At 36.7% G+C, this 14,608-nt stretch carries 12 protein-coding genes and 1 other annotated feature; of the genes, 1 reads left to right on the forward strand and 11 read right to left on the reverse strand.

Annotated elements, in window-relative coordinates:
• The first annotated feature begins 180 nt into the window (after positions 1 to 180).
• Positions 181 to 1,191 (forward strand): type I glyceraldehyde-3-phosphate dehydrogenase, encoded by a 1,011-nt coding sequence (gene gap / locus IGL98_RS09325; protein ID WP_069644751.1) that lies wholly within the window; start codon positions 181 to 183, stop codon positions 1,189 to 1,191.
• 81 nt (positions 1,192 to 1,272) lie between these two features.
• On the opposite strand, the gene IGL98_RS09330 is transcribed toward gap, so the two are convergent.
• The 11 genes from IGL98_RS09330 to IGL98_RS09380 all read right to left on the reverse strand — a co-directional run bounded on the left by IGL98_RS09330 (position 1,273) and on the right by IGL98_RS09380 (position 14,458).
• Positions 1,273 to 2,301 (reverse strand): 3-deoxy-7-phosphoheptulonate synthase, encoded by a 1,029-nt coding sequence (locus IGL98_RS09330; protein ID WP_206842519.1) that lies wholly within the window; start codon positions 2,299 to 2,301, stop codon positions 1,273 to 1,275.
• A 65-nt stretch (positions 2,302 to 2,366) separates the two neighbouring features.
• Positions 2,367 to 2,609: a binding site (T-box leader), on the reverse strand.
• 103 nt (positions 2,610 to 2,712) lie between these two features.
• Positions 2,713 to 3,210 (reverse strand): Fur family transcriptional regulator, encoded by a 498-nt coding sequence (locus IGL98_RS09335; RefSeq protein WP_206842521.1) that lies wholly within the window; start codon positions 3,208 to 3,210, stop codon positions 2,713 to 2,715.
• 123 nt (positions 3,211 to 3,333) lie between these two features.
• On the reverse strand, positions 3,334 to 4,203 hold the full coding sequence (locus tag IGL98_RS09340; protein WP_206842523.1) for a CvfB family protein: 870 nt from the start codon (positions 4,201 to 4,203) through the stop codon (positions 3,334 to 3,336).
• 19 nt (positions 4,204 to 4,222) lie between these two features.
• Positions 4,223 to 4,549, reverse strand: a complete 327-nt coding sequence (locus IGL98_RS09345; protein WP_206912554.1) for an AzlD domain-containing protein — start codon at positions 4,547 to 4,549, stop codon at positions 4,223 to 4,225.
• Positions 4,542 to 5,246 carry an AzlC family ABC transporter permease gene (locus IGL98_RS09350; RefSeq protein WP_206842525.1) on the reverse strand — a complete coding sequence of 235 codons (705 nt, stop codon included), beginning with the start codon at positions 5,244 to 5,246 and terminating at the stop codon, positions 4,542 to 4,544. The genes IGL98_RS09345 and IGL98_RS09350 overlap by 8 nt, the downstream gene beginning before the upstream one ends.
• A 159-nt stretch (positions 5,247 to 5,405) precedes the next feature.
• Positions 5,406 to 7,361, reverse strand: a complete 1,956-nt coding sequence (locus tag IGL98_RS09355) for a cell division site-positioning protein MapZ family protein (protein WP_206912552.1) — start codon at positions 7,359 to 7,361, stop codon at positions 5,406 to 5,408.
• A 158-nt stretch (positions 7,362 to 7,519) separates the two neighbouring features.
• Positions 7,520 to 8,626 carry an RNA polymerase sigma factor RpoD gene (rpoD, locus tag IGL98_RS09360; protein WP_069644758.1) on the reverse strand — a complete coding sequence of 369 codons (1,107 nt, stop codon included), beginning with the start codon at positions 8,624 to 8,626 and terminating at the stop codon, positions 7,520 to 7,522.
• Between the two features lie 75 nt (positions 8,627 to 8,701).
• A complete protein-coding gene (gene dnaG / locus IGL98_RS09365; protein WP_206842527.1) occupies positions 8,702 to 10,612 on the reverse strand; it encodes a DNA primase in 1,911 nt (636 codons plus the stop codon).
• Positions 10,613 to 10,907: 295 nt separating this feature from the next.
• On the reverse strand, positions 10,908 to 11,795 hold the full coding sequence (locus IGL98_RS09370; RefSeq protein ID WP_420809819.1) for an SPFH domain-containing protein: 888 nt from the start codon (positions 11,793 to 11,795) through the stop codon (positions 10,908 to 10,910).
• A gap of 52 nt (positions 11,796 to 11,847) precedes the next feature.
• On the reverse strand, positions 11,848 to 12,081 hold the full coding sequence (locus IGL98_RS09375; RefSeq protein WP_084013189.1) for a hypothetical protein: 234 nt from the start codon (positions 12,079 to 12,081) through the stop codon (positions 11,848 to 11,850).
• A 40-nt stretch (positions 12,082 to 12,121) separates the two neighbouring features.
• Positions 12,122 to 14,458 (reverse strand): cation-translocating P-type ATPase, encoded by a 2,337-nt coding sequence (locus IGL98_RS09380; RefSeq protein ID WP_206842529.1) that lies wholly within the window; start codon positions 14,456 to 14,458, stop codon positions 12,122 to 12,124.
• Between the last annotated feature and the right edge of the window lie 150 nt (positions 14,459 to 14,608).

Here is a 14,608-nt window from a genome sequence, read left to right on the forward strand (position 1 = left end):
AAAAATCCGAAATACGTCCATGCTATTAGTATAGCGTAAGTCATCGTTTTTTTAAACACGTGATTATACAATGCTATTCATTTAAACGTTGTCTAGCGCTACATTTTTGTCGCTTGAATATGTTTTTAGTTGAAGCTCTACCCGCTCATTAGGCATTTAATTTTAAGGAGGAAATTTAGTATGACAGTAAAAGTAGGAATTAATGGATTTGGACGAATCGGTCGTCTTGCGTTCCGCCGCATCAAAGAAGTTTCTGATGATATTGAAGTTGTTGCAATCAACGATTTGACAAGTCCGACAATGTTGGCTCAATTATTGCAATTTGATTCGACTCATGGTACTTACCCTGGAAAAGTTACTGCAACTGATGACTCGATCGTAGTGGATGGTGGAAAAACAAAAGTTTATGCGGAAGCTGATGCCAGCAAATTGAAATGGGTAGAAGAAAATGGTGTTGATATCGTTTTAGAATGTACTGGCTTTTATACTTCTAAAGAAAAAGCACAGGCTCATTTGGATGCTGGCGCAAAACGTGTTGTGATTTCAGCACCAGCTGGTGACATGAAGACAATTGTTTATAATGTTAATGATGACACATTGACTCCAGAAGATAAAATAATCTCTGCTGGTTCTTGTACAACAAACTGTTTAGCCCCTATGGCTTATTTCTTAAATAACGAGTTTGGTATTGAAGTTGGTACGATGACGACAGTTCATGCGTATACTTCTACTCAAATGTTATTAGATGGACCCGTGAAAGGCGGCAACTTAAGAGCTGCTCGTTCTGCTGCTGACAATACGATTCCACATTCAACAGGTGCTGCTAAAGCAATTGGTTTAGTTATTCCAGAATTAAATGGAAAACTTCAAGGTCATGCACAACGTGTTCCTGTTGTCGATGGCTCTTTAACAGAATTAGTCTCTATTTTAAAAACAAAAGTAACTGCTGATCAAGTAAATGAAGCAATTAAGAAACACACGATCGATAACCCATCATTTGGCTATGATGACCGCGAAATCGTTTCTGGTGATGTTATTGGCACAACGGAAGGTTCTATTTTTGATCCAACCCAAACTGAAGTAACAACTTCTGGTGATTTCCAGTTGGTTAAAACTGTCGCATGGTATGATAACGAATATGGTTTTACCTGCCAAATGATTCGTTTATTAGAAAAATTTGCTAATCTATAAAAATAACTTTTTCCAAATTAAATAAATAAACCTCTTATAACTGACTTTATCAGTTATAAGAGGTTTATTTTACTCTATCAATCACGCATGCTCTGCAATATAGTTCACTAATTCCTCTGTCTCATCCCAGCCTAAACATGGATCGGTAATCGATTGTCCAAAGACTTTGCCGTCAGCTTCTTGGCGGCCACTTTCAAGAAAACTTTCAATCATAAAACCACGAACCCATTTCTTCATATCATCATTCCACGAGCGATTAAACAACGTTTCTTTGACGATTCTGATTTGTTCTTTATATTGTTTTCCTGAATTGTCATGATTCGTATCAATGACAATAAACGGATTTTTGTAGCTGCCAGCTTTATAAAGATTAACCACTTTTAGCAAATCCTCATAGTGATAATTTGGGATATTCTCACCATATTCATTCAAACCACCTCTTAATACAACATGGGCTAATGGATTAGAGCTGGATTCAACTTCAAGTCCATTAAAAATAAATTCTTGTTTTTGTTGTGCTGCGTACAGTGAATTGAACAACACTTTCAAATTGCCGCTAGTTGGGTTTTTCATGCCTGTCGGCTGATCGATTCCACTTGCAACAAAACGATGTTGCTGATCTTCCACCGAACGCGCACCAACCGCAATATAACTGACTAAATCTTGAACAAATTCGAGGTTTTCAGGATACAGCATTTCATCAGCTGTCGTCAAACCAGTTTCACTGATGACACGATTATGCAAACTACGAACAGCTGCAATTCCTTTGATTAAATTACTTTCTCCCTCTGGATTTTGCTGATGTAGTAACCCTTTATAGCCGTCGCCATTCGTCCTAGGTTTATTGGTATAAACACGAGGTACCATAAAAATTTTATCTTGGACTTTTTCTTGCAGTTTAGCTAAACGATTGACATACTCCATCACAGCCTCTTCATTATGAGCAGAGCAAGGGCCGATCACTAAAAGAATCTTGTCACTTTTCCCTTCAATAATTTCCTTTAATTCTTGATCACGAACTGCTTTTATTTTCTCTTGTGCAGGTGTTAATTTAGATAAAGATTTGACTTGTTCAAAATTAATTGGTTGGCTTAATGATTTAAAGCTCATACGATAACTTCCCTTCATTTTTCTTTTAATCAAACAATAAAAAAAGCCTCGTCCTCTTCATTTCTGAAAAGGACGAGACCGAATGATCCGTGTTACCACCTTTGTTTACAATCAGTTTGCACTCATTGACTTGACAGGTACAAAATTATACCCTGGCACAATAACGGGTGCGCTTAACCGTCACAGCCTACTCAATTCAGTGTGAAGTTCAAAGAGGAATTCAGATAAATTAGATTTGTGCGCCTCTCAACAACCGGCAACTTTCTGTACATCTGTATTATCTTACTAATTCTTATCAAGACTTTTATTGTTTATTGAAGACATTGTATGAGATTCCTTCAGAATTGTCAATCCTTTTTTAAAAGAAAAATAATAGAGAGCATCTCTGCCCTCTAAATCCAACTATTCTACTTAGTTCGAACTGGAAAATCCAGAACCAATCTCTTCTGTTGGTTGATTTTTCTTTTTTTGCTGGCACTCTTGGCAAATACCATGAAATGTTAAGCGATGATCTTTCACCATAAAATGATACCGCTGTTCGATCACTTGTTCTACTTCACCTAATAAATCCTCTTCGACTTCTTCGATATTGCCGCACTCTAAACATAAAAGATGATGATGGAAGTGCTTTGCTCCCTCTTTACGTAAGTCATAACGTGCTAAGCCATCATTAAAACTTACCTTATCTACGACTTTTAAGTCCGTTAAAATTTCTAATGTTCGATAAACAGTTGCTAAACCAATTTCAGGGCTTTTTTGTTTTACTAAAAAGTAAATTTCTTCTGCCGATAAATGGTCTTTCTCATTTTCAAGTAGTACCAAAACTGTTGCTTCACGTTGAGGCGTCAGTTTGAAACCAGATTCATGCAATTGTTGTTTTGTTTTCTTTAAAGCAGCAGTAGAATCCATAAACGCAGCCCCTTATTTATAATAATTTTAATCTAGAATTATAAATTTTAACCTTATATTATAATAAGTATAAAATAACTCCGAAACATTTGCAAGTGATTCTCAATTAGAATGAAAAAACAATTATTTTTCTGGTTGCTCTTCTTTTAAAATCGTAAAGCCTGCTTCTTGAGTGATTCTTCCTTGCTTCATTAAATTACCGATCGCACGCTTGAATTGCGCTTTGCTGATACCGAATGTTTGCTTGATTTCTTCCGGATTTGATTTATCAGTGAAGGGAATCTTATGCTCTGCAGCTCTTTCTAAAAAGGTTAAAATCATTGCTGCATCATCACTGATGGCTTCATAACCGCGGGGTTTTAAAGAAATATTCAGGGTACCATCTGGGCGCACACCAATCACACGACCATTTACTCTTTCACCCAAACGAGGTTCTTGATAACGTTCTGAAGGATGGATAAAGGCAATATAAAAATCATCGGTCAAAACAAATGAACCAATCATTTTCAAACGATAAACGATCCCGCTGATATTTTCATTTTTTAACTCTTCTGTTCCAGGTTTAGCCATGGCTTTAAAGATCTTCTCATCTGCTAATTCGCCCCAGATGCGTTCTTTGTTATCAACTTTTAACGCAACCATCAGCTGATCGCCCTTTTTAGGCCATAATTCACGCATTACAGGTAGTTCATCTAAAGAAACGACAACATCCTTATCTTTCAAACCAATGTCTACAAAGGCGCCTAAATCACGTCTTGTGCCTGTTACAGTCCCAAATGCATATTGACCGATTCGAGCTGTTGGAATAATCGTTGTCATCTCAGGTTCTTGTTTTTGATTCATATAGCCAAAGCCTTCGACTGCTTCGCCGATTTCATGCGTACCTTCTTCTTTAGATAAACGCAAAGTAATCCCATTTTTTTGTAAAAAATAGTGACTTTCATTTTCATCGATCACTAACGCTGTAAAAATTTGTGCTAATAATTCGTTCATAATTTTCTCCTTCTGGCACTCAGCCTAAAAAAATACGTAATACTGCAATCGTAATGATTCCTACTACAACTGTTTTCATTAAATCTTTTGTCCGAATAGCAACAAGTAAAGTAGGAATACAGCTTAACGCTTCTAACGTTTTTACTTTAGGAAAGCCTGTTGCCTGAACTTCTAAAATACTCTGAAATAAGAGCGCCGTCAAGATACAAATTGGAACATAAGATAGAAATCGAAGAAACCATTCTGGAAAATCTACCCGCTTCGAAATCAAAAAGGGAAAAATCCGTGGAATCCAAGTGACGATGGAACATCCTAAAATCGTCAATAAAACATAATTGCTACTCATGATGATTCACCACCCCAACTGTACAGCCTAAAAGTGTAGCGAATAAAACGGAAAGTTCCGGCGAAAAAAAACCCATAAATAAATACAAAGCCAAGCAAACTGTGCCCAAAACGATCAAGGTCTCTTTTGTATGTTTTTTTATCGGCCCATCTACTTGTAAAATAAATAATCCTGCAAACATTGCGACCAAAGCAAAATCTAGCCCTAATAGATACGGATCTGGAATCCAGGTACCCAATAAACCGCCTAAAACCGTTGAAAGGATCCAAGTTAAATAGGCCGTGATATTCAACCCATGAGTCCACGCAGAACTAACTCGATGATCATTCGTTAGGGCTGTCATAAGTACACCATATGATTCATCCGTTAACAGAGTTCCGATCCCGATACTTGTGATCAGTGGTTCTTTCTTAAAATACGAAGCCACCGACATACTCATCAAAAAATGGCGTAAATTGACTAAAAATGTAGTGAAAATAATTGCTGAAATCGGTGACTGGATCGCCAACATACCGCAAATAATGAATTGTGCACCACCAGCATAAACCAAAATCGACATCAACGCGATCTCAGCAAGTGATAGTCCAACATTTTTACCAACTACTCCTGCAGCAATACCGATTCCCAAGTAACCTAAAATTGTTGGGACACATGCGTTTACCCCTTCTCTAAACGTTAGATATTCTTTTTTTTCCATACCGTTCTCCTTGTACTGAAATCAATCGTCATTGATTTTTTATTTGACGCGAAAGAAAAACGAGGTTGGGACAAAAGCATTTATTCGGATTTAAAGGGTCTGAGATATAACTCGAAGAGTTATGTCTCAGACCCACCCTCATTTTCAGAAAGATTTTCTTTATCTTCCTGCATTTCTTGATGCATTTCCTTTGAACCAACCCGTTTTTGCATTGATTGTTACTAAATACTGGTTGTCTGATCCGTATAAATTATAATACCCTTCACCGTTGATGATTCTTGCTGGTTGTAAAGAATAACCGCCAGCTTTAATATAGCCGCGCTCAATACAGGTTGCAATCACTTTTTCTTGAATACCAGGTGCCCAACTCCATGCAGGATTACTCATATCACTAACATCAGTTGGATTGACTGAGTATACTGGATCTGTGTAAACACCCTGAGCATTCGGTGCTGAAAAAGTATTTGAATCTGGCTGTACGCCATTCGTTGTTTGTGTATTATTTCCTTGGTAATCAGTAGCAGGTGTTTGAGTTGTTTGGGTTGGCGTTTGATCTACAATAGCTTGCTGCTGCGAAGCTATTGCCGCTTCGGTATCCGTCAATGATTTATCCGCTTTAACTAATGCGTCATTCAGTGGTTTGCGTAACACATCACTTTTTACTTTATCCACTTCTGTTTTTGCTGCAGTGTAGTTTTCTCTTGTCAAAGCATCTGTCAATTCATTATCTTTATAAAAAACATCCACTGCCGCTTTGGCTTTTTGTAATTGGTCATACTGGTTCACAGCTTGATCTGTGGCTTGATTAAGTAATTTATCAAAATCATCTTTTTCTTCACGTTTAGCAAGGTCGACTTTTTTGTCCGCTTTGATTGCTACGTCTTTTAATTTACTTCCATCAATGATTGGTTGTGCAAATAATTCGTTTACTTTTGTAATTGCAGCCTGTTTATCCGTGACTTTTTTATAAAGAGACTCTAGATTTTTATAACTGGAATCTTCTTTTAGTGTGTCTAAATTTTCTTTGATAGTCTTCGAACTAACACTCACCATTTCTGGTTTAAGAAATAGTTGTTTATCATCTGTAAAATAGCTATTTAATTCCTTTTCGGTCTGAGTAGCTAGTTTTTCTTGTTTTTGTGTTACCTGACCACTAGTTGCCGATTTCTTTTGTGTCTGACTATAAGCAAACCATGAGCCTCCTGCAAGTACAACGACTGCCGCTAAAATAATCGACATTTTTTTATAGTTTTTAGTTGATGGTGTGTTTGATGACTCTTTTTTTGTTTCTTTTGGTGCAGATACTTCGTCTGTCGGCTTTTCAAATTGATCTTTAGCTGATTTAGCTTCTTCTGCATCTTTAAAGAAAATAGGAGCCGCATCCATTTCGATTTCTTCAGGTTTTTTACTTTTTGAAGGAATTTCTGATGTATTAATAGGCAAAGCTTTAGGACCAATGGCTTTCGTTTCTGCCACTTTATCTTCTGTTTTTGTAAATTTTGTAATTTCTTCTTTTGGTGTCTTCTTATTTACTTGATCTGTCTCTTTGTCTGTATTTTCTGTTGTTTTTTTATCGGATTCGTTTGATTTCACTTCATCTTGTCCTTTATTGTTTGATTCTGATTCTTCATCAGATTTTACAGGTTGATCGTCTTTTTCTGGAGTTTTATCAGTTTCTACCGCTACACCTTTTTCAGCTGATACTTCCTCAATCGGATTATCATTTTTATGTTCATTGATATACTGATCCAAAGCAGCTGTATCCGTAATTTCGTCTGACTTTTCATCTAAAGAAATTGCCTTTTTTTCAGTTCCTTCGCCTTTTTCTTCTTTAGGATCAACAGATGATTCAGTTGTTTTTTCTTCTGGTTGTTGTTCATTAAACATCGTCATTACGTGGCCGATGCTCATATCTTTTAATTCGGACCACTCGATATTTTCATTTTGCTCTTTATTTAAAAAATTAGAAGTATCCTCTGTTTTATCATTAGAGCCATCATTCTCTGGTACTATTTTTTCTTTTGTCTGATTCTCTGTAAAGGAATAACCGCATTCGGGACAGACTTTTTCTTGGTTGTCTATTTCAGTTCCGCAATTCGGACATTGTTTCGTCATTCATTCCGCCTCACATTCTACACATTCGTAAATCTAATCTACCATAAAATCGCGTTTCTTCCAATATGTACTATCTAACTTTTTTGTTACGATTGTTAAAAACAGCCCTTTCCGAAAGAAATCGAAAAGAGCTGTTCAAATTTTTTAAGAAAAACTTCTTATTCTAGGAAATCTTTTAGTTGTTTAGAACGAGAAGGATGGCGTAATTTGCGTAGTGCTTTGGCTTCAATTTGACGAATCCGTTCGCGGGTTACACCAAATACTTTCCCCACTTCTTCTAATGTTCTCGTACGTCCATCATCTAACCCAAAACGCAAACGTAAAACATTTTCTTCACGGTCAGTTAAGGTATCAAGTACATCTTCTAACTGTTCTTTCAACAACTCATATGCTGCATGCTCAGCAGGGCTTGTTGCATCTTGGTCTTCAATAAAGTCCCCAAGATGAGAATCATCTTCTTCACCAATAGGTGTTTCCAATGAAACTGGCTCTTGCGCAATTTTCAAGATTTCGCGAACTTTTTCAGTTGGCAAGTCCATTTCTGCACCGATTTCCTCAGGAGTTGGTTCCCGACCTAAATCTTGCAGCAATTGACGTTGAATACGGATCAATTTATTGATTGTTTCAACCATATGCACAGGAATCCGAATTGTTCTAGCTTGGTCTGCGATCGCACGAGTGATTGCTTGACGAATCCACCAAGTGGCATAAGTTGAAAATTTAAATCCTTTACGATAGTCGAATTTCTCAACAGCTTTCATTAGACCCATATTTCCTTCTTGAATCAAATCAAGGAATTGCATGCCGCGTCCTACATAGCGTTTTGCAATCGAAACAACTAAACGCAAGTTAGCTTCTGCTAAACGTTGTTTTGCTTCTTGATCGCCTTCTTCGATTTTTAGGGCTAATTCTACTTCTTCTGCTGCAGTTAATAACTGAACACGTCCGATTTCTTTTAAATACATACGGACAGGGTCATTGATTTTAACACCAGTCGGGGCAGATAAATCTTCCATTTGGGCTTTTTCAGCAACTTTTGCGTCTTTTTTAAGACTATGTTCACTTGGATCGCCATTTTCATCAACGACACTGATTCCAGCATCTTCAACTTTTTGGATCAACTTTTCCATTTCATCGGCATTCAATGTAAACGGTGTTGCTAATTTGTTTGTTAGATCATCATAAAAAACATTGCCTTTAGGCTTGTTTTCTTTGATAAAGGCTGCCAATGCAGCTGCATATTTTTTTTCTGTTTCTTTTTCCATGAAAGAAGGCCCCCTTCATTTTTCCATTCGGTTAAATATATAAATAATAGTCAAATACATCATCTTAAAATATTCTTAGGACGCTGTACGACTTTTTTGCAGTTGTTTTACTAAGCTTATAACTTCGATTGAAAGTTCATCCACAAGCTGCTTGTTTCCAAGACGCTCTGCCTCTTTTTTCTGCAGTTGTTTTTCCTTGATCTGATCTTCCAAGCTGGAATTTCCGATCACTCTTATGACATCTGCAATTTCACGATCAGAACTTTCTTCTGAAATCGTCTGTAAAGAAATGTCGATTGCTAATTTCTTGATTGTTTCTTCTTTTAGATAATCAATAAAATCAGCAAGTAAGAACTCAGAATGAACACTCATATAACTATCTAATAACAAGTAAAGTTCTTGGAATTGGTCATGAGCAAAACTAAATTCCGGTAGCTGGATCAGTTGATTTCTGACGCTTTGTTCATTCATCAGACGATACAACAATGTGCGTTCTGCTTTTTCTACTTGTGTTAACGGCAGTTTATTTTGAACTGACGTAGTAGCAACAGCCTCTTCAAACATTTCTGGCGGTTCAAGCATGTCATCAATCTCGTAAGATTGATGCGGCGGTGTTGCTTGTTGCTGTCGCTCCCTTCTCTTAGTAGAACGTTGTTGTGTTTCTAGCTGTTTTAACTGTTCTTCTAAAGAATGAAAGGATAGCTGAAATTCTTGCGCTAATTGATTTAAATAGCGATCTCGCTCTAATGGTGATTGCACCAATATCAATTCTTGCAGCAAATCATTCACATAATCCAGTTGTTCTTTTTCGTTATTCATATTTCTAGTCAAACGATGGTACTGCATCTTAAAACTAAAGACAGTCTCTCGACCATGTAGCGCTAGCTCACGAAATGATTCGTTGCCATACTTTCTTAAATACTCATCTGGATCCAATTTTTCTGGGATGCTGACGATACTTAATTGAAAACGACTGTGCTCACTCAATAATGAAATAGCACGGTTTGTCGCTTCTACTCCAGCTGTATCACCATCGTAACAAACCACAAGTTCTTTCGCTACTCGTTCAAGTTTACGAATTTGCTCATTAGTCAAACTCGTTCCCATAGAAGCAACACCACTAGTGATTCCTGCTTGCCAGGCTGCAATAACATCCATAAATCCTTCAAATAAAAACACAGTATTCTCTTTGCGGATCTCTTTACGCGCTTTATCGAAGTTAAATAATGTATCTCTTTTATTAAACAAGACTGTTTCCGGACTATTTAAGTACTTAGGCATATCATCACCCGGAAAATCTTCTGTTTTAAGTAATCTTCCTGAAAAAGCAATCACATTACCACGATCGTCATTAATCGGAAACATGACGCGTTGGTAAAAACGATCCAAAAACTCACCATTGTCTCGTTGAATAAACAATCCAGACTCTTTTGATAACTGTTCAGCTACTTCTTCATTTTGGAATACTTGACTTAAAAAATCACGTTTTTGAGGAGCAAATCCGATTTTAAATGTTTCGATGAGTTCTTTTGTTAACCCGCGTTCTAATAAATAATTCAACGCTGGTTCACCGATTTGCGTATTCATCAAAACATGATGGTATAGATCCGCTGCCTTCTTATGCAGTTCGATCAGTTTTCGATTCTGTAAGTTTTCCGATGAGTCAGACTCCATTGTATTAGCCCATTCGATATTAACGGGTATTTGCTCTAACTCGGCAACTCTTCGTACTGACTCTGGAAAATTGATTCCTTCTATTTCCTGCAGAAAATTAAAAACAGTTCCACCTTTTCCGCAGCCAAAACAATGAAAGATTTGTTTGTCTTCTGCTACTGAAAATGAAGGGGAACGTTCTTCATGAAACGGACATAAACCCATATAATTCTTGCCGGATTTTTTCAATTGAACATATTGTCCAACGACATCAACGATATTCGTACGTTGTCTTACTTCCTCGATGACCTCTTGAGGAATTCTTTGTGCCACTGTTCTCACCTCCAAAAAATAGCCAAAAGCTAATTTATGTGATAGTCAGTAAAAAAGCACTGAAATCTTCAGCGCGACTTTCAAAAGACACAATTACACATGTTTCATTGTATCATACTAAACATAATTTTCAAGTAAATTGCACCTTTATTTTCATAAACATTAGGTTTTATCAAGATGTGTTTACATAAAATAATTATGGTAAGCTAAATAATCTTAAGAAAACGAAAAAAACAGATAACGAGCATCTGTTTTTTTCGTCAGTTGTTTGGATTACTCTCCAACCAATTTCTGATTAATCTTTTGTATCTTGTGCATTCCATAACTCTTTAACTACTGGAATATTACCTAATTCAGTCATGTTGCTTGGTAGGATAACTGTATTTGTATCGCTTCTGACAACTTGTTTAAATGCTTCTATTCCTAAATAAGCCAAGGCTTGTTCATTTAAATCACTTTCTTTGATTGCTTTATTCAAAGCTAAAATACGTTGTCTCTCTGCTTCTGTAGTTATACGGATTCTTTCCGCTTCGGCATCAGCATCGATTTTTGTTCGTTCTGCTCTGGCCTCTGCATCGATTTTCGTTTGTTTCGCTCTTGCTTCAGCGTCTATTTGCATTTGTGATGCATTCGCTTCAGAATCTAAAATGATCGATTGTTTTCTACCCTCTGAAATCGTGATGGTCGACTCTTTGTCTCGACTCGCAGTGATCAATTTATTCATTGAGTTTACGATTTCATCTGATACAGAAATCTCACCGATATTGATACGGTCAATCGATAATCCGTACCCCGCTGTAATATCTTTTACACTTTCAAATAAGCTTACGTTAATTTCTTCTGTTCCATTCAGTACTTCATTCAAATCCATTTTCCCGATAATTCCACGTAGGTTTGACTGGCAATCTTGAATCATAGACGTGACAGAGTCTTCATTATCATAAACAAATGCACGAACATCCGTCACATGATATTTGATTGCTTCATCAACCTCTACGATTACATTATCCCGCGTAATTACACTTTGTGATTCGATTTCCAAAGGCGTTTGTTTTAAAGACACTTTACCTCTGACCTTGTAAAGTACTGGAATTAGGAAATGAAGTCCAGGATCGATCGTTTTAACATATTTACCAAAACTTTCAACGATTTTCACTTCTCCTTGCTGGACGATGATCACCATTTTTGAAATAAGAACCAGAACTAAAACAAGAACAATAATAAAAATTAGAATATTAAGGATTATCAATATAATTCACATCACTTTCGAATAAATAGTTGTTTACAGTTACAAATAATTCGGTACTGGAAAAATCCACGACTTCCAACATCGCCCCCTTTTCAGGGATGCCGTTTATTACACGATACATGTATGGGCTGCCGTAAATTCGAATAACACCATTAAAATTATCTGTTTGAGACCGAAAACATTTTCCGATAGTCTTGCGCATTTGATATTCTCCGCTCATAAATACCCCTCCCTATTTTTCACACCTTTTTTACTCCATTTTAAAGATCTTTGATTGTTTTACCTGCTCGTTTCATTTGGAAAAGACCGATCATGATTCGAACAATGATATTAATAAGCATCATTACTGCAAAAATCGGTAATGTCTGCTGATTTAAAAATCCTACTTCTAAAATACTATGGAATAGCATTGCCGCTACATAAATACCGCCAACAGTTGTAACAGCTAGGAAAATTCTTAATGGGTTAAATGGTAAACACGCACGAACGACCGCCATACAACTGATACCGATCAATAAGTAATACATCAAGGTTGTTGTCTCCATTTGCGTAAACCCTTGGCTTTGTCCCATTAAATAAACCCCAACGATATTTAATACCACTAGAATCGCATTAACAGATGCATTTCTCAATGCTGTCGGTAAAAATTTACCTCGTACTTTTCGTTTATCACTTTCAAATGACAAGAAGAACGCTGGATATCCTTCAATTGCTAAATCGATCAATGTGATTTGAATCGGGATGAAAGGAAAGGCAATTGTTGTAAACACGCAAATCATTGACAAAATAAATGAATAAATAGTTTTTATAAAGAAAACACTCGCAACTTTCGTTACATTATTAACAACTCGTCTACCTTCAAATAATACATCAGGTAATGTTGTGAAATCTGAATCCAATAATACTAAATTAGAAATTTGTCTAGTTGCTCCGTCACCTTCTGCCATCGCAATACTGCAGTCAGCTTCTCTTAAAGCTAAAACATCATTAACACCATCACCTGTCATTGCGACAACATGATCATTATCTTTTAATTCGCGAACGATCGTCCGTTTTTGCTGAGGTGTCACACGGCCAAAGACCGTATAGTTATGGACCGCTTTACGCACGTCTTCTTCTGTTTCCATTGTTGACATGTCAATATAGGACTCATAGCCAAATAATCCGGCACGACGAGCAATATTAGAAACGGTGACTGGGTTATCTCCAGAAATAACTTTTAAATCGATCCCTTCTTCTCGTAAGTACGCTAATGTTTCATTGGCATTTTGACGAATTGGATCATCGATTTCTAATACAGCTAATGGTTCTAGATAAGGCATATTCTCCTCATCTAATGGCGTTTTTTTTGCAATTCCAAGCATCAACACACGGTAACCATTCTCTTGCGCTTCGATCACTTCTTTTGGTAAACGATCAGCTGAGACTAATTTTTCAGGCGCCCCAAGATAAACGGTTCCCAATTCTTTAAACTCAATCGCTCCCCATTTTCTCTCAGAAGAAAACGGTAACGTCTTAACAGCGCCAAAACGGTTGGAAAGTTCAAAGTGATCACGAATTGCTTGCATCGTAATATTATTATCTGTACTTTCAGCTAGATAACTACCGATGATTTGCGGGAAATTCTCATGATAGCTTGCATGTAAAACTTCAACTTTTTGAACCTTCATTTTCCCTTCAGTGATTGTTCCAGTCTTGTCCAGACAAAGCGTATCAACATGTGCTAATGTTTCTATTGAATACATATCTTGAACAAGAATACGTTTTTTGGCTAATTTTACAACGCCTGTCGTTAGCGTGATACTGATCAAAAGAACCAAACCTTTTGGCAACATTCCAAGTAAAGCTGCTGCCGATGCAACTACTGACGCTTCGATACCAGAGTCACGAATCATAAAACCTTCTATAAATAAAATGATCCCCAAAGGAATAATCACTAAACTTGTGAATTTAGAGACTTTTCGGATTGAATTGACCAATTCAGATTGAATTGGTTTGTGGACTTTGGCTTCTGCAGTGATCTTCACCGCATAATTATCCGCCCCAACATGAATTACTTTTCCGTAAACTTGACCACTTGCTAGAAAACTACCAGATAATAAAACATCTCCTTCAATTTTCTCGATCAAATCTGATTCACCGGTCAACAGTGCTTCATTGGCTTCTGCTTTTCCATCTAATACTTCCATATCAGAAGGGACTTGTTCTCCAGCAGAAATCACAACTATATCATCTATCACTAACTCTTTTGTATCGATTTCTACCTCTTTACCGTCACGAATAACATGAACGCTTTCTTTGGCTACGATCGATAATTTCTGAACTAAGTTTCTCGCATGGATTTCTTGATAGATTCCCATCCCCATATTCACTAAGATAATCGCTAAAAATGCTAAGTTGGAATACGCTCCAACAAAAAACAGACAAAGCGCGATTCCAAAGTTTAAAAAGTTAAACAATGTCATTACGTTATCATAAATAATATCCTTCGTGGATTTAGCGACATTTTCCTCATAGTCATTTTGTAATCCTTGCTGCTTTCGTTCTTCTACCTCTAATTGAGTCAATCCTTGTTTTAGGTCAAACTTATTTGTCATGGATTTGGTTCCCTACTTTCTCCTTGTTAAAAATACATCCTCTTTAGTTTACTTGTTAATAGAAAGAACTTCAAGAAAATCCTTAAGAATTTCTGTTACTAAAAAATATTCTGAATAAAAGATGGTTTAGTATAAGATTTATCTTGCAAG

It is taken from the genome of Enterococcus sp. DIV0840 (genome assembly GCF_050527835.1).
In the GTDB taxonomy this organism is placed as follows: Bacteria; Bacillota; Bacilli; order Lactobacillales; family Enterococcaceae; genus Enterococcus_L; species Enterococcus_L ureasiticus.